Source organism: Pseudomonas sp. ITEM 17296 (genome assembly GCF_028895205.1).
In the GTDB taxonomy this organism is placed as follows: Bacteria; Pseudomonadota; Gammaproteobacteria; order Pseudomonadales; family Pseudomonadaceae; genus Aquipseudomonas; species Aquipseudomonas kermanshahensis.
This window is the reverse complement of record NZ_WJRS01000010.1, coordinates 75,635-90,368: the sequence shown is the minus strand read 5'-3', so window position 1 is coordinate 90,368 and position 14,734 is coordinate 75,635. Positions and strand designations below refer to the sequence as shown.

Genomic DNA, 14,734 nt, shown 5'->3' with positions numbered 1-14,734 from the left:
GAGGGCGTGGAGCAGGTGAAGGACAACGTACTGGAAGCATGCTTTTCTCGCTCGTAGGGTGTGCGCCCACCACTGGCTGCGGGCTGTTACCTCCTCTGTCGCACGAGATCGAAAAAAGGATATGTGTGCAGGGCCACCGGCTGAATTTGCCGGTTCGGCCTTGTGATCTGAGCAATTCTAGTGATAATGGTTTTCATTTGCGACAGTCTTGTACCGACTCAACCCACGATGAATGCGCCCTTCTCCCCGCCGAACAGTACCGAGCCGTGCAGCGTCGAGACGTTGTACATCGAGAATCACGCCTGGTTACGTAACTGGCTCGCCTATCGGCTGAGGTCGTGGGGACGCGGGGTGGCCGATGACCTGGCGCATGACATTTTCCTGCGGGTGCTTACCAGCCGGGAGGGTGCGCGGGTCGAACCGATCCGTCAGCCACGCGCCTACCTAACCCGCATCGCCAATTGTGTGCTGGTCAGCTGGCGGCGCCGGCAGTCGCTGGAGCGTGCTTGGCTCGAGGCGTTGCAGTTGCTGCCAGAACCCGAGCCCCCTTCGCCTGAACTGCAAAGCGTGATCCTCGAGACCCTGCACGAGATCGACACGCTGCTGGATACGCTGCGCCCCCGCGTGAGGCAGGCGTTTCTGATGGCAACGCTGGACGGCATGAAGCAGAAAGACATTGCCGTGGCCCTGAACATCGCGCTGCCGACGGTCAAGAAGTACATCCACGAGGCCTACCTGGCCTGCCTGACGCAGATGCCCGATGAATAACCGCACGGCCCCGCTTGACGATGCCATCCCCCAGCCAGTGCTGGCCCAAGCGGCCTCCTGGCTGATGCTGATGCAGGAAGCGCCGCTGCTGCCAGCGCAACAGCGCGAATTGGAGCGCTGGCGGCGTGCCAGTGCTGAGCATGAACGGGCGTGGCAAAGGGCACAGCGCCTGCTGACACGCCTGGGCAGCCTGCCTCCAACGCTGGCCAAGCAGACCTTGGATCGCCCGACAGGCAGGCGCGCTGTGCTGCGCGGGCTGCTTCTGCTGATCGGTGCCGCACCGCTCAGCTGGTTGGCATGGCGCTCAGGCGTTGGCAACGATTACCAGACGTCTGTGGGCGAACGCCAACACGCACGGCTCGCCGACGGCACACAGATCACCCTCAATAGCGACAGCGCCGTGGACGTGCTTTTCAACAGCGCGCGACGCTTGCTGCACCTGCGCCGTGGCGAGGTGTACATCGCGACCGCTGCCGACCCACGCCCGCTCATGGCACAGACCCAGCAAGGCCAACTGCTCGCGTTGGGTACGCGATTCAGCGTGCGCCAGCTGGCCGATGAAACCTTGCTAGCGGTGTACGAAGGCGCCGTACAGGTTCGCCCAGAACACGCCAGCGTGGCCCCTGGCGAAAACATCATCCGTGCTGGGCAACAAGTTCGTTTCAGCCGCGAGCGCATGGGGCGCATCGAGCAGGCCCGGGAGACCACCCTGGCGTGGCGCAACGGCTTGCTGGTGGCCGACGACATGCCAGTACGGCTGTGGGCGCATGAATTGATGCGCTACACCGACCAACAGCTTGAGTGCGACCCCGCGCTGGGTGAGCTGCGGGTGTCTGGCACATTCCCCATCGATGACTTGCCGCTGGCCTTGGCCATGCTGGCACAGACCTACACGCTGCAGGTTCGACACACCGGCAGGCACGTATTCATTAGCCGTTGATCAACACCAACGACCGAGCGAGATTCCCCGATGAGCAAAATGCCCTTGTACCTGGCCATGGCACTGGTCCTCGCTGCATCGGCAGCACTGGCGCAACCGGTGCGCGATCAGAAAATGGACACGTCGCTGCTGCAGCGCCAGAACCTGGCCTATCGCTTCAGCCAGCATGACCTGGATTCGGCCGATGGCCAGCGCCATTACCGTCTATGGATCGGCCAGCCGAATCGCCCGGCGCCCGCAGCGGGCTACCCGGTGTTGTGGATGCTCGACGGCAACGCCGCGCTGGGTGCCCTGGACAGCGAACAACTGGGCAAGCTTGCCGCAGGCCAAGCCCCGTTGCTGGTCGCCGTGGGCTACCAGACCGACCAACGCATCGAACGTGTCGGGCGAACGTATGACTACACCCCCACACTGCCTGGGCAAGCGGAACAGCGCGACCCGCTGACGGGCCAGCCCAGCGGTGGCGTGGAGGCGTTCTTCGACCTGCTGAGCCAGCGCATGCGGCCGATGGTCGCCGCTGTAGCGCCGATCGACCTGCAACGGCAAACACTGTGGGGCCATTCCTATGGCGGCCTGGCGGTGCTGCATGCGCTGTTCACCCGGCCGGCCGAGTTCAGCGACTACGCGGCGGCCAGCCCATCGTTGTGGTGGCATGACGGGGCGATTGTGCGGGAAGCCCAGGGGCTGCAGCAGCGCTTGGGTGGCAGCCGCCCGAGGCTGGTGCTGATGCGCGGTGGCGATGAGTCGTCGAACCCGCGTGCGGCGGTGAAAGGCGACGCGGAGCGGCCGGCGCGTGAGCTGGTAGCGGACCTGGCCAAGGTGCCTGGGTTGCAGGTGCGCTTCGAGCGGTTCGACGGGTTGGGGCATGGGCCGATGTTGCCGGCCTCGCTGAAAAGCGTAATTGAAGGGATGTCTCGGTAAACCTGCGCCGGCCTCTTCGCGGGGCAAGCCCGCTCCCACAGGTTACCCCTCCGGTCCTGAGGGCAGTGCAGATTCTGTGGGAGCGGGCTTGCCCCGCGAAGAGGCCGGCCCGGTCACCCCTTCACACACACCACCTGGCGCAGCGTGTGCACCACCTCCACCAGGTCGCGCTGCGCACGCATCACCGCATCGATGTCCTTGTAGGCCATCGGTATCTCATCGATCACCGCCTTGTCCTTGCGGCACTCCACATGCGCAGTGGCCCGTCGCTGGTCTTCCACAGTAAAGCGGCTCTTGGCCCGGGTTCGGCTCATCACCCGCCCGGCCCCATGGCTGCAAGAGCAGAACGCCTCTTCGTTGCCCAACCCGCGCACGATGAAACTCTTTGCCCCCATCGAACCGGGGATGATGCCCAACTGCCCTTTCTGCGCCGACACCGCGCCCTTGCGCGTCACCAGCACTTCGCGCCCGAAATGCTGTTCGCGCTGCACATAGTTGTGGTGGCAGTTCACCGCCTCCAGGCTGGCCTCGAACGGCCGGCCAAGCACCCTACGGGTCGCGGCAACCACTGCCAGCATCATCAGTTCGCGGTTCTGCCGGGCAAAGTCCTGCGCCCACTCAACCGCTTCGACGTAGTCGGCAAAGTGGCGGCTGCCTTCCTCGAAGTACGCCAGGTCCTTGTCCGGCAGGTTGGCCAGGTGCTGGCGCATGTCGGCATGGGCCAATTCGATGAACAGGTTGCCGATGGCATTGCCAACGCCACGCGAGCCGCTGTGCAACATGAACCACACGCGGTCGGCCTCATCCAGGCAAACCTCGATGAAGTGATTGCCGCCGCCCAGGGTGCCCAGGTGATGCCGGTTATTGGTTTTCTCCAGCCGCGGGTACTTGTCGGTGATGGCCTTGAAGCGCGTGGCCAGCGTGCCCCAGCGTTTGTCAGCCTTGGCTGGCACGTTGTCCCAGGCGCCTTGGTCGTGGCGGCCGAAGGTCTTGCCATGGGGCACGGCCTGCTCGATCGCCGTGCGCAAACCGTGCAGGTTGTCGGGCAGGTCGCGGGCGTGCAGCGAAGTCCGCGCGGCGATCATGCCGCAGCCGATGTCCACGCCAACGGCGGCGGGGATGATCGCGCCAACGGTGGGGATCACGCTGCCGATGGTCGAGCCCTTGCCCAGGTGCACATCCGGCATCACGGCCAGGTGCTTGAAGATGAACGGCAATTTGGCCGTGTTCAGCAACTGCTGGCGCGCTTCGTCTTCGATCGGCACGCCGTCGGTCCACAACTTGATCGGCTTGCCGCCGGCGACCTGGAGAATGTCCATGCTGTCGATTCCGAATAGAACATGCCTGCCATGATACCGCCGATGCTCGCCTAAGGTCTTAGCCAGGCGGGTTGCCAGCAGGGTGGCTCTGTGGGGTATGCTTGCCGGGTCTTCAGGGCGGGGTGTAAGTCCCCACCGGCGGTAAATCGAAAGATGAGCCCGCGAGCGCCCCGGCCATGCCGGGGGTCAGCAGATCTGGTGAGACTCCAGAGCCGACGGTCATAGTCCGGATGAAAGAAGGCGTCAGGCAGGGGCCATTCGGGCGCCCCTGCGCGCGCGTTTTGTTCGCCCCGAGACGTTCATCGATCATTTACGAGGAGCGTTTCATGTCCCCTATGCTGCAAAAGCAATACCCCAACATTTCTGCCGCCATCGCCGCTTTTCAGGCCGGGCGCCCCGTACTGCTGCTGGACGACGATGACCGCGAGGACGAAGCGGACATCATTGCCGCCGCCGAAAACATCTCGTTGCAAACTATGGCCATGATGATTCGTGACTGCAGCGGCATCGTTTGCCTGTGCCTGGACGAAGCGACCGTGGACGCCCTGCAACTGGCGCCGATGGTGCAGAACAATCAGGCGCGCCATGGCACCGGGTTCACCGTCACCATCGAGGCGGCGGACGGCATCACCACCGGCGTTTCGGCGCAAGACCGTGTCACCACCATCGCTGCGGCGCTCAGCTCGACCGCCGAGCAACGGCATATCGTCAGCCCTGGGCATGTGTTCCCGCTGCGCGCGCGCAATGGTGGTGTGCTGACCCGCCGCGGCCATACCGAAGGTTCGGTCGACCTGGCGCGCCTGGCCGGGCTGCGGCCGGCAGCGGTGCTGTGCGAGTTGATGAACCCCGACGGCAGCATGGCGCGTGGGGAGCAGGTGGCGGTGTATGCGCGGCAGTACAATATGCCGGTGCTGACCATTGAAGAGCTGGCGCGGTACCGCGAGGCGATGGTGGAGCGCGAAGCGGCTACGGCTTGATGGCTTAAAGGCGCTTGGCTTGAGGAAGATGGCGGCGCGCACATCGGGCGCCGCCAGCGCGGCGCTTCGCAGCACAAGGCTGCTCCTACATTTTTTTAGGCCAATTATTCCTGCGACAAACGCGCGTGATCGCCTTTATCACAGGCATGACTGGCCCAAACCAGATGTAGGAGCAGCCTTGTGCTGCGAAGCGCCGCGCGGGCGGCGCTCGATCTCGAATGCGCAACAACTATCACGCCCGACCTCATAGCCCTCCCCCACACAAGTTTGCTCCCCCTGCCCCGCTCTGCTAGTGTCGCGCCGTTCAGAACGCCACCGAGACAGTCGCCATGGCCCGCAAAAAAGCCTCCCTCGATTTCGAGCAATCCCTCGCAGACCTGCAAGCCCTGGTCGAGCGCCTGGAGAACGGCGAGTTGTCGCTGGAAGATTCGCTGGCCGCCTTCGAGCAAGGCATCGCCCTGACCCGCGATTGCCAGGGCGCACTGGCCCAGGCTGAGCAGAAAGTGCAAATCCTTCTGGAACGCGACGGTGAGCTGGCAGCCCAGCCCTTCGACGCGGAGCCGGAAGCATGATCAGCACCTACCAGGCCAACTGCCAGGCCCGCGTCGACGCCGCCCTCGAACCGCTGTTTCAAGCACCTACCAAAGAACTCGAGCGCCTCTACGCCGCCATGCGCTACAGCGTGATGAACGGCGGCAAGCGTGTACGCCCGCTGCTCGCCTACGCGGCCTGCGAAGCCCTGGGTGCACCTGCCGAACAGGCCAACGGTGCAGCGTGCGCGGTCGAACTGATCCACGCGTATTCGCTGGTGCATGACGACCTGCCGGCGATGGATGACGACGACCTGCGTCGCGGCCAACCGACCACCCACAAAGCCTTCGACGAAGCCTGCGCCATCCTCGCCGGTGACGGCCTGCAGAGCCTGGCCTTCAGCGCCCTGCTCGACCCGCGCCTGAGCCCACAGTCCGACGCCCTTCGCCTGGCCATGGTCCAGGCCCTGGCCAAGGCTGCCGGCCCGGCGGGCATGGTGGGGGGCCAGGCCATCGACCTGGGCTCGGTGGGCATCAAGCTGGACCAGCAGGCGCTGGAATTCATGCACCGGCACAAGACCGGCGCGCTGATCGAAGCCAGCGTGCGCCTGGGCGCCCTGGCCAGCGCCCGCGCCGAGCCGGCGCAACTGGATGCCTTGCAGACCTACGCTCAGGCCATTGGCCTGGCGTTTCAGGTGCAGGACGACATCCTCGACGTAGAAAGCGACACCGCCACCCTTGGCAAACGCCAGGGTGCCGACATCGCCCGAGACAAACCGACCTACCCGGCGCTGCTTGGCCTGGAGGCCGCCAAGGCCTATGCAATCGAACTGCGCGACCAGGCGCTGGCCGCATTGCAAGGGTTTGGTGAAACTGCCGAGCCGCTGCGGGCGCTGGCGCGCTACATCGTCGAACGCCGCAACTGATTCAACGGGGCCGCCATGCGGCCCATCGCCGGCAAGCCGGCTCCCACAGCAAAACGCTGAACGTGTGGGAGCTGGCTTGCCGGCGATGGGCTGCAAAGCAGCCCCGTGCTACCCCCTCTCAATGGGCACTTTTCCCACAATGGGGTAAACTGCCGCGTCTTCACACCTATAACGACTCGCCTGATGCCCACGACGTTTCAAGAGATCCCCCGCGAACGCCCGGTCACGCCGTTGCTCGACCGCGCTGACACGCCTGCCGGCCTGCGCCGGCTGGCCGAAGCCGACCTGGAGACCCTGGCCGACGAGTTGCGCCAGGAACTGCTCTACACCGTGGGACAGACCGGTGGGCATTTTGGCGCCGGCCTGGGCGTGATCGAGCTGACGATCGCCCTGCACTACGTCTTCGACACCCCGGACGACCGGCTGGTGTGGGACGTCGGCCACCAGGCCTACCCGCACAAGATCCTCACCGGCCGCCGCCAGCGCATGCTCAGCCTGCGCCAGAAGGACGGCATCGCCGCCTTCCCGCGCCGTAGCGAGAGCGAGTACGACACCTTTGGCGTCGGCCACTCCAGCACCTCGATCAGTGCAGCGCTGGGCATGGCCATCGCCGCCCGCCTGCAGAACAGCGCACGCAAGTCGATCGCGGTGATCGGCGACGGTGCCCTGACCGCCGGCATGGCCTTCGAGGCGTTGAACCACGCCCAGGAAGTCAACGCCGACATGCTGGTGATCCTCAACGACAACGACATGTCGATTTCGCGCAATGTCGGCGGCCTGTCCAATTACCTGGCCAAGATTCTCTCCAGCCGCACCTACGCGAGCATGCGCGAGGGCAGCAAGAAGGTGCTTTCGCGCCTGCCAGGCGCGTGGGAAATCGCACGTCGCACCGAGGAATATGCCAAAGGCATGCTGGTCCCCGGCACCCTGTTCGAAGAACTGGGCTGGAACTACATCGGCCCGATCGACGGCCACGACCTGCCGACCATGATCGCCACCCTGCGCAACATGCGTGACCTCAAAGGCCCGCAGTTCCTGCACGTGGTGACCAAGAAGGGCAAAGGCTTCGCCCCGGCCGAGGTCGACCCGATCGGCTACCACGCCATCACCAAGCTCGAGCCCGCCGACAAGCCCGCCGCGCCGAAAAAACCCAGTGGGCCCAAGTACTCCGCCGTGTTCGGCCAGTGGCTGTGCGACATGGCCGCCAGCGACAATCGCCTGGTTGGCATTACCCCAGCGATGAAGGAAGGCTCCGACCTGGTCGACTTCAGCGAACGCTACCCGGAGCGCTACTTCGACGTGGCGATTGCCGAGCAGCACGCGGTCACCCTGGCCGCCGGCATGGCCTGCGAAGGCAGCAAGCCGGTGGTGGCGATCTATTCGACGTTCCTGCAGCGCGCCTATGACCAGCTGATCCACGACGTGGCGGTACAGAACCTCGATGTGCTGTTCGCCATCGACCGCGCCGGCCTGGTGGGTGAAGACGGCCCGACCCACGCCGGCAGCTACGACTTGTCGTACCTGCGCTGCATCCCCGGCATGCTGGTGATGACCCCGAGCGACGAGAACGAACTGCGCAAGATGCTCACCACCGGCCACCTGTACAACGGCCCGGCGGCAGTGCGCTACCCGCGCGGCACCGGCCCCAACGCACCGATCAGTGGTGACCTTACGCCCCTGGAAATCGGCAAGGGCGTCATCCGCCGCCAGGGTGAGAAAGTCGCCCTGCTGGTATTTGGCGTGCAACTGAGCGAAGCCTTGCAGGTTGCCGAGCAGATCAATGCAACCGTGGTCGACATGCGCTTCGTCAAGCCGCTGGACGAGGCACTGGTACTCGAATTGGCGGGCAGCCATGAACTGCTGGTGACTATCGAAGAAAACGCCATCATGGGCGGTGCAGGGGCTGCCGTGGGTGAGTTCCTGGCTAGCCAGGCCCTGGTCAAGCCACTGCTGCACTTGGGCTTGCCGGACATTTATGTCGAGCATGCCAAGCCGGCGCAGATGCTGGCTGAGTGTGGGCTGGATGCTGCTGGCATCGAGGCTTCGGTTACAGCGCGTATGGCCAAGCTCGGCTTGTAACCTTTGGGGCCGCTTTGCGGCCCTTTCGCGACACAAGGCCGCTCCTACAGGATTGCGCTGGCCCTGTAGGAGCGGCCTTGCGTCGCGATCGAGGGCGCAGCCCTCGCAAAATGGTAATGCCCATGAAAATCCCGAGCTTCACCGCCACCCTCCTGTGCCTGCCGCTGCCGCTTCTAGCCGCTGAACGCGACGACGCCCTGAAACTCCCCGATGTGCTGATCAGCGCCAACCGCCAAGTCGAGTCGCGCACCGCCACCAGCGCCGCCAACACCGTCTTCACCCGCACCGACATCGACCGCCTGCAACCCACCAGCGTCACCGACCTGCTAGCCCGCGTCCCCGGCGTGCAAGTCGCTCCCACGGGGGGGCGCGGCAGCCTGCCCGGTATCTTCATCCGCGGCACCAAGGCAGCGCAAAGCCTGGTACTGGTCGATGGCGTGCGCATCGCCAACGCCACCTCCGGCGACAGCGGCCTGCAATTTCTCGACGTCGACCAGATCGAGCGTGTCGAAGTACTGCGCGGCTCCCGCTCGGCGATCTACGGCAGCGATGCCATTGGCGGCGTGATTCAGATCTTCACCCGGCGCAGCAGCGGCCCTGGCCTGCAACCGCGCCTGCGCCTGGCCGCCGGCAGCAACCAGACCTTCCAACGCAGCCTGGGCCTGGCCGGTGGCAACGGCGCCACCCGCTTCAACCTGGGCGCCAGCCTGGACGAAACTGCCGGCATCGACGCCACCGGCCCGTCCTTTGCCAGCGATGGGGATCACGATGCGTACCGCAACAGGTCATTCAACCTGAGCCTCAGCCACACCTTCGGCGAACGCTTCGAGGCCGGCCTCAACCTGCTCGACAGCCATGGGCGCAGTGAATACGACAACCCGTTCGGTGGCTTCAACCCGGTCACCTTCGAAAGCTTCGGGCAAAAGCCCTACACCGATTTCAGCGTCAGCAGCCTGGGCACCTACTTCGATGCCCAGCTCAACGACAGCTGGCATTCGCGCCTGGAACTTGCCCACGGCGAAAACCGTGACGACAAGCGCGACAAGCTTAGCGATGAGCGCTTCGTGTTCAACACCTATCGTGATCAACTCACCTGGCAAAACGACCTGGCCTTGAACGACCAGCACACGCTGCTGATCGGCGGGGATTGGTACGAAGACCGCGTGCACGGCAGCACTGACTTCACCGAAGACAGCCGCTGGAACCGGGCGGCCTTCGTTCAACATCGGTACCGGGGTGAGCGGTTTTCAACCGAGCTGGGCGTGCGCCGCGACCAGAACCAGCAGTTCGGTGGCCAGACCACCTGGAGCGGTAGCCTTACCGTACCCGTGAACGCGTCCAACGATGTGCTGCTGTCCTACAGCGAAGGCTTCCGAGCGCCGACGTTCAACGACCTGTATTACCCAGAATTCAGCAACCCAGACCTGAGCCCAGAGCACTCCAAAAGCTACGAACTGCAATGGCGCAGCCAGCTCACCTCGGACAGCCGCCTGGAGACGTCGCTGTACCGCACCGACCTACGCGACGCGATCATCTTTGGCCAGGACTCGATCCCGCGCAACGTCGCCTCGGCTCGCATCAACGGCGTTGAGTTATCCCTCGACCAGCAATGGGGCGCATGGCGCAGCCAGCTCGGCCTGGCGCTGATCGACCCGCGCGACCGCGACAGTGGCCATACCCTCGCCCGCCGCGCTCGCCGTACCGTGAGCCTGGACCTGGACCGCGCATTTGGGCGGTTCAGCGTGGGCGGGAGCTGGCAAGCCGTCAGCGCCAGCTACGATGATGAAGCCAACCGCAACCGGCTCGCCGGCTTTGGCCTGCTCGGCCTGCGCGGTAGCTGGGCGGCAACGGATGAACTGAAACTGGAAGCGAAGCTGGACAACTTGCTGGACCACACCCACAGCCGCGCCCTGTACAGCTATGAAGGCGCCAGCCACAGCTACCGTGAAGAAGGCCGCACCGTGCTGTTCAGCGTCACCTGGACGCCGGCGCTTTAGCTTCGAGCAACGCGCATAAGCGGGCAGTGGCCTCGATCATCTGCCCACTGGGCCGTTCCAGCCCTTTGTCGGGCACGACCAGCAAGCGCTCATCGGCCACTGCACGCAGGCGTGGCCAGGCCCTCCAGCTGTCCAACTGCGCCTGATCGCCCGCCAGAATCACCTGCGGGTCTTGCAGCAGTACAGACTCCACGCTCACCTGAGGGGCTGGCTGGTTGAGGTCGGCGAACACATTACGCGCGCCACATACGGCCAGCGCGTCGCTGACCACCTGCCTGCCACCCAGGGTGTACAAGGGCTGATCCCAGACTTGGTAGAACACGCGCAGCGGCTGCTCACGGCGATACTGCTGACGCAGTTGCCGCAGCCTGTCACGCAGGGCCTGGGCGTATTGCTGGCCCTGCCCTTCGCGGCCGACGCGCTGGGCGATGGCCTCGATTTGATCGATCAACTGGTCGATGTCGTGGGGTTCGGCGCTGAGGGTGGTGATGCCCAGGCGCTTGAGCTGGTCACGCTGTGCTGGCGCCACACTGCCGGGCCAGAGCAGCAACAAGTCAGGCTGCAAGCTGAGCAGACGCTCCATGTTCAGTTGGCCTTGGCGGCCGACCGAAGGCACCTCACGCAATGCTGGCGGGCGATCACCGCCGTCGAGCACGCCGACCAATAGGTCATCGGCGTGCAGCTCAAGCATGATTTCGGTCATCGAAGGCGCCAGGCTGACCACCCGTAGCGGCTCGCCGGCGCTGGCGCTACAGGCGCACAGCGCCAGCAGCCAGAGAAGGCTGCGCATCAGCCCAGCTGACGTGGGATGCGGTACAGGTAGAGCACCACCACGGTGGACAGCGCCAAAAGGATTTGCGGCACGGCCTCTAGCCCCACCAGCACCGACAGCGCGGCAACCCAGGCGGGGAAGCAGGCATACAGCATGGCGATGCGCCGCACCCGCGCCAGGGTGATCCAGGCTGCCGGCTCTTCGGTGCTGCCGAGCACCTTGGAGGTCGCGATCAGCGCACGCTTGTAGGCACCGAAGCGCGGCAGGCTAAGGAACATGGTCGCCGCACCCGCGATGAACAGTGGCATGGCCAGCACCGGAATCAACGCATCACCGCCACCAAACGCCCAGGCCATCACCGGCAGCGGCACCAGGCCCACCGCCAGGTATTGCCACCAGGCCAGTGCCAGGCGCCGCTTGACCTCGGCGCGGGTCACGCCTGGGGCACCTCGCCCTGGTGTTCGTTGCCCAGCATGTGGCCGAGCTTGCCGGCTTTGGTCGCCAGGTAGTAGCGGTTGTGCGGGTTATGGCCGGTGTGCAGCGGCACGCGCTCGGCGACGACGATGTTCATGTCGGTCAGTGCCTTGACCTTGCGCGGGTTGTTGGTCATCAGGCGCAGGGATTTCACACCCAAGTGTTCGAGCATCGGCAGGCAGATGGCGTAGTCACGCTGGTCGGCAGCGAAGCCCAGACGCTCGTTGGCTTCGACGGTGTCGGCACCACCGTCCTGCAGCTCATAGGCGCGGATCTTGTTCAACAGGCCGATGCCACGGCCTTCCTGACGCAGGTACAACAGCACACCACGGCCTTCACGTGCGATGGCCTGCAGGGCGGCTTCCAGTTGCGAACCGCAGTCGCAGCGCTGGCTGAACAGGGCATCGCCGGTCAGGCACTCGGAGTGCAGGCGCCCCAACACCGGTTCACCGTCAGCGATATCACCCAGGCTGAGCACCACGTGCTCACGGCCGGTGGCTTCTTCGAGGAAGCCATGCATGGTGAAAGTCGCGAACGGGGTCGGGAGTTTAGAGGCGGCAACAAAGACGACGGGCACGTTGTGCTCCTGAAATAAGTAGTAAATTTCTCGTGGGGCGATTGTATCAGCAGGTCGGCGCCAGTGCGCTGGCTGAATACCGCGGTTTAAGATCGAAAAGTTCGATGCTTATTTTTCCGCACCCCCTGTAGGAGCAGCCTTGTGCTGCGAAGAGGCCCGCTGCAACACCACCGACCGTTGCGCTTGTCACCGGCCTCTTCGCAGCACAAGGCTGCTCCTACAGCGGCTTGCTGTCGGCAGTGAAGGGATACGGCTGCTTCCAGTGTTCGAAAATCGGCTTCAACTCACCACTGCGCACCAGCTCGGCCATGCGCTTGTCGAACAGCTCCAGCAGTGCCTTGGCCTCATCGTTATTGGCGAATGCCAGGTACAACGGCAGTTCGGCGACGTGGCTTTTACGAAAGCGTGCAGGCTCCGACGCCTGGCCAAGCACGTAGTCGACCTCGGTCAGCGCATCGATGTAGAAGTCCACACGGTCGTGCTCGAGCATCGGCAAAATGCCTTCACGGCGCTGAATTTCGCGGTAGTCATGGGCATTGGGCAAGTAGCTGGCGTAGTCGTAGCCACGCACCCAAGCCAGGCGATACTGGCCAACCGTGCTCGGCGTAGGTACCGGCTTGCTGGCAAGCCCCAAGGCATAGATGTGGTCCATGTCGAAGTGCCAGCGCGGGTAGAGATTATCCTCGCTCTCGCCCTTGTAGGAGCCTACCCAGGCATCAGCTTCGCCCCGCTTTACCAGCCCCACTGCACGGCTGTAGGGCGCGCTCTGCGTAACGACCTTGACCCCGGCCGGCTCGAACACCTTGCGCAGCACATCCCAGGCGACCCCGGTACCGTTGGCGTTGGTGTAGTCGAGCCATTCTTCGCTGACCAGATGGACCTGCTTTGGCACACCTTCGGCCGCTCCCACCCAGGGAGCACAACCCAGCAGCATTGCCAACAGCACAGTCCTTATGGCCATTCACGCGCTCCCTGCCTCAGGCAACCGCCCACACCAGAACTTGCATGCCCAGCCAAGCGAACACGCCGGCCAGGATATCGTCGAGCATGATCCCGACCCCTCCATGCACATGGCGGTCGATCCAGCGAATCGGCCACGGCTTGAGGATGTCGAAGAAACGGAACATCAGGAACCCTGCCAGCAACCATTGCCAGCCTTCTGGCACCAGCCAGAGGGTGATCCACATGCCGACCATCTCGTCCCAAACAATGCCTTCATGATCGTGAACGCGCAAGTCATTGGCGACCTTGCCGCACAGCCAGAAGCCAAACAGCATGGTAATGCCCAGCAGCAACCAATAGCCCCAATCCGGCAACATCTGCCACAGCGGAATGAAGGGTATGGCCACCAGCGAACCCCAGGTGCCCGGTGCCTTGGGCAAGGTGCCGGAACCGAAGCCGAAGGCGATGAAGTGCCAGGGGTTGCGCCAGACCGAGGGCGGAACGAACTCCGCAGGCACCTGATTGGGGTGATCGGTCACGGTGTCTCCCTAAAATGTTGATAGCCGCGTTGCCGCGGGGTGATGTCCTGGCCCTGCCCGTCACGCAGGCTGACGCCCTGGCCTTCGAGCACCCGCCCGATGACATGGAACGTCGCCAGGCCTTGGGCCTGCAGGGATGAAAGCTGAGCCGGCGGCAAGGTGAACGCCAGCACATAGTCGTCACCCCCGGTCAAGGCAGCCTGCACGGCAGCCTCATGACCGAGGAAGCCCTGCAAAGCGGATGACACCGGCACCTGGTCCAGGTTCACCTCGAGCGCCACGCGGGACGCCTTGGCGATATGCCCGCAGTCGGCCAGCAGGCCGTCGGAAATATCCAGTGCGGCCGTAGCACGCCCGCGCAACAGCTGGCCCAAGGTGAATTGCGGCGAGGGCGACCAGTAGTGGTCGAGCAACGGCTGGGCAAGGGCAGCATCGGCATGGCGCTCGCCCAGGACCAGCGGCAAGGCGCCCGCAGCGTTACCCAGTTCACCGCCCACACACAGCAGGTCACCCGGGCGGGCACCGCCACGGCGCAACGCCTGCCCGGCCGGCACGCGGCCGAACACGGTCAGGGTGATGCTCAAGGGGCCACGGGTGGTATCACCGCCAATCAGGCTCAACTGGCACTGCCGGGCCATACGGTTGAGGCCGTCAGCGTAGGCTTGCAGCCAGTCGGCGCTGACCTCGGGCAGGGTCAGGGCAAGGGTGAAGCCGATGGGGGTAGCGCCCATCGCCGCCAGGTCACTGGCCGCCACGGCCAGCGAGCGCTGGCCGAGCAGCAGAGGGTCGCAGACCGCAGGGAAATGCACGCCGGCCACCAGGGTGTCGGTGGACACCGCCAGTTGCTCGCCAACAGGCAAATCCAGCAGCGCGCAGTCATCACCGATGCCCAGGGCCACGCCTTCACCGCCTTGCGCACAGGGCGCGGCGGCAAAGTAATGGCTGATCAGCTCGAACTCACCCATGGTCCGCC

15 protein-coding genes and 1 riboswitch are annotated in these 14,734 nt (G+C 64.7%); of the genes, 8 read left to right on the top strand and 7 right to left on the bottom strand.

Annotated elements, in window-relative coordinates; genetic code table 11:
• Positions 1 to 228: 228 nt before the first annotated feature.
• Genes GIB19_RS13750 through GIB19_RS13740 form a run of 3 tightly spaced genes read left to right on the top strand, consistent with a single transcriptional unit; the run spans position 229 to position 2,629 of the window.
• Positions 229 to 768 (top strand): sigma-70 family RNA polymerase sigma factor, encoded by a 540-nt coding sequence (locus GIB19_RS13750; RefSeq protein WP_274886838.1) that lies wholly within the window; start codon positions 229 to 231, stop codon positions 766 to 768.
• Positions 761 to 1,708, top strand: a complete 948-nt coding sequence (locus GIB19_RS13745) for a FecR domain-containing protein (RefSeq protein ID WP_274886837.1) — start codon at positions 761 to 763, stop codon at positions 1,706 to 1,708. The genes GIB19_RS13750 and GIB19_RS13745 overlap by 8 nt, the downstream gene beginning before the upstream one ends.
• Before the next feature lie 30 nt (positions 1,709 to 1,738).
• Positions 1,739 to 2,629, top strand: a complete 891-nt coding sequence (locus GIB19_RS13740; protein WP_274886835.1) for an alpha/beta hydrolase — start codon at positions 1,739 to 1,741, stop codon at positions 2,627 to 2,629.
• Between the two features lie 113 nt (positions 2,630 to 2,742).
• Here GIB19_RS13740 and GIB19_RS13735 read toward each other — a convergent pair whose 3' ends face one another.
• Positions 2,743 to 3,957 (bottom strand): RtcB family protein, encoded by a 1,215-nt coding sequence (locus tag GIB19_RS13735; protein ID WP_265970090.1) that lies wholly within the window; start codon positions 3,955 to 3,957, stop codon positions 2,743 to 2,745.
• Between the two features lie 95 nt (positions 3,958 to 4,052).
• A riboswitch (FMN riboswitch) is annotated at positions 4,053 to 4,194 on the top strand.
• A gap of 80 nt (positions 4,195 to 4,274) precedes the next feature.
• Between GIB19_RS13735 and ribB the strand changes: the two genes are divergently transcribed.
• From ribB to GIB19_RS13710, 5 genes are all read left to right on the top strand, one after another.
• The gene (ribB, locus tag GIB19_RS13730) at positions 4,275 to 4,925 is read left to right on the top strand and encodes a 3,4-dihydroxy-2-butanone-4-phosphate synthase (RefSeq protein WP_027594919.1); all 651 of its coding nucleotides are present in this window, start codon (positions 4,275 to 4,277) and stop codon (positions 4,923 to 4,925) included.
• Positions 4,926 to 5,254: 329 nt separating this feature from the next.
• Positions 5,255 to 5,497: an exodeoxyribonuclease VII small subunit gene (locus GIB19_RS13725; protein WP_027594918.1), complete on the top strand. Its 243-nt coding sequence runs from the start codon at positions 5,255 to 5,257 to the stop codon at positions 5,495 to 5,497.
• Positions 5,494 to 6,381: a (2E,6E)-farnesyl diphosphate synthase gene (gene ispA, locus GIB19_RS13720; RefSeq protein ID WP_027594917.1), complete on the top strand. Its 888-nt coding sequence runs from the start codon at positions 5,494 to 5,496 to the stop codon at positions 6,379 to 6,381. Before GIB19_RS13725 ends, ispA begins: the two co-directional genes overlap by 4 nt.
• A gap of 183 nt (positions 6,382 to 6,564) precedes the next feature.
• Positions 6,565 to 8,460 (top strand): 1-deoxy-D-xylulose-5-phosphate synthase, encoded by a 1,896-nt coding sequence (gene dxs, locus GIB19_RS13715; protein WP_238212975.1) that lies wholly within the window; start codon positions 6,565 to 6,567, stop codon positions 8,458 to 8,460.
• A gap of 122 nt (positions 8,461 to 8,582) precedes the next feature.
• Positions 8,583 to 10,457 carry a TonB-dependent receptor domain-containing protein gene (locus GIB19_RS13710; RefSeq protein WP_274886833.1) on the top strand — a complete coding sequence of 625 codons (1,875 nt, stop codon included), beginning with the start codon at positions 8,583 to 8,585 and terminating at the stop codon, positions 10,455 to 10,457.
• On the opposite strand, the gene GIB19_RS13705 is transcribed toward GIB19_RS13710, so the two are convergent.
• From GIB19_RS13705 to thiL, 6 genes are all read right to left on the bottom strand, one after another.
• Positions 10,435 to 11,247, bottom strand: a complete 813-nt coding sequence (locus tag GIB19_RS13705) for a cobalamin-binding protein (RefSeq protein WP_274886832.1) — start codon at positions 11,245 to 11,247, stop codon at positions 10,435 to 10,437. The genes GIB19_RS13710 and GIB19_RS13705 overlap by 23 nt on opposite strands.
• Positions 11,247 to 11,666 (bottom strand): MFS transporter, encoded by a 420-nt coding sequence (locus GIB19_RS13700; protein WP_252826562.1) that lies wholly within the window; start codon positions 11,664 to 11,666, stop codon positions 11,247 to 11,249. The genes GIB19_RS13705 and GIB19_RS13700 overlap by 1 nt, the downstream gene beginning before the upstream one ends.
• The gene (gene ribA, locus GIB19_RS13695; protein WP_027594912.1) at positions 11,663 to 12,280 is read right to left on the bottom strand and encodes a GTP cyclohydrolase II; all 618 of its coding nucleotides are present in this window, start codon (positions 12,278 to 12,280) and stop codon (positions 11,663 to 11,665) included. The genes GIB19_RS13700 and ribA overlap by 4 nt, the downstream gene beginning before the upstream one ends.
• A 217-nt stretch (positions 12,281 to 12,497) precedes the next feature.
• Positions 12,498 to 13,241, bottom strand: coding sequence for a substrate-binding periplasmic protein (locus tag GIB19_RS13690; protein ID WP_265970083.1), 744 nt, complete (start codon positions 13,239 to 13,241; stop codon positions 12,498 to 12,500).
• A 16-nt stretch (positions 13,242 to 13,257) separates the two neighbouring features.
• Complete coding sequence (locus tag GIB19_RS13685) at positions 13,258 to 13,761, bottom strand: phosphatidylglycerophosphatase A family protein (protein WP_027594910.1); 504 nt, start codon at positions 13,759 to 13,761, stop codon at positions 13,258 to 13,260.
• Positions 13,758 to 14,726, bottom strand: a complete 969-nt coding sequence (gene thiL, locus GIB19_RS13680) for a thiamine-phosphate kinase (RefSeq protein ID WP_274886830.1) — start codon at positions 14,724 to 14,726, stop codon at positions 13,758 to 13,760. The genes GIB19_RS13685 and thiL overlap by 4 nt, the downstream gene beginning before the upstream one ends.
• Positions 14,727 to 14,734 lie beyond the last annotated feature (8 nt).

Excerpts from the sequence above, each read along its gene's own strand:
- GIB19_RS13750 (WP_274886838.1), top strand. The coding sequence starts at position 229 with ATGAATGCGCCCTTCTCCCCGCCGAACAGTACCGAGCCGTGCAGCGTC.
- GIB19_RS13745 (WP_274886837.1), top strand. The coding sequence starts at position 761 with ATGAATAACCGCACGGCCCCGCTTGACGATGCCATCCCCCAGCCAGTG.
- GIB19_RS13740 (WP_274886835.1), top strand. The coding sequence starts at position 1,739 with ATGAGCAAAATGCCCTTGTACCTGGCCATGGCACTGGTCCTCGCTGCA.
- ribB (WP_027594919.1), top strand. The coding sequence starts at position 4,275 with ATGTCCCCTATGCTGCAAAAGCAATACCCCAACATTTCTGCCGCCATC.
- GIB19_RS13725 (WP_027594918.1), top strand. The coding sequence starts at position 5,255 with ATGGCCCGCAAAAAAGCCTCCCTCGATTTCGAGCAATCCCTCGCAGAC.
- ispA (WP_027594917.1), top strand. The coding sequence starts at position 5,494 with ATGATCAGCACCTACCAGGCCAACTGCCAGGCCCGCGTCGACGCCGCC.
- dxs (WP_238212975.1), top strand. The coding sequence starts at position 6,565 with ATGCCCACGACGTTTCAAGAGATCCCCCGCGAACGCCCGGTCACGCCG.
- GIB19_RS13710 (WP_274886833.1), top strand. The coding sequence starts at position 8,583 with ATGAAAATCCCGAGCTTCACCGCCACCCTCCTGTGCCTGCCGCTGCCG.
- GIB19_RS13705 (WP_274886832.1), bottom strand. The coding sequence starts at position 11,247 with ATGCGCAGCCTTCTCTGGCTGCTGGCGCTGTGCGCCTGTAGCGCCAGC.
- GIB19_RS13690 (WP_265970083.1), bottom strand. The coding sequence starts at position 13,241 with ATGGCCATAAGGACTGTGCTGTTGGCAATGCTGCTGGGTTGTGCTCCC.
- thiL (WP_274886830.1), bottom strand. The coding sequence starts at position 14,726 with ATGGGTGAGTTCGAGCTGATCAGCCATTACTTTGCCGCCGCGCCCTGT.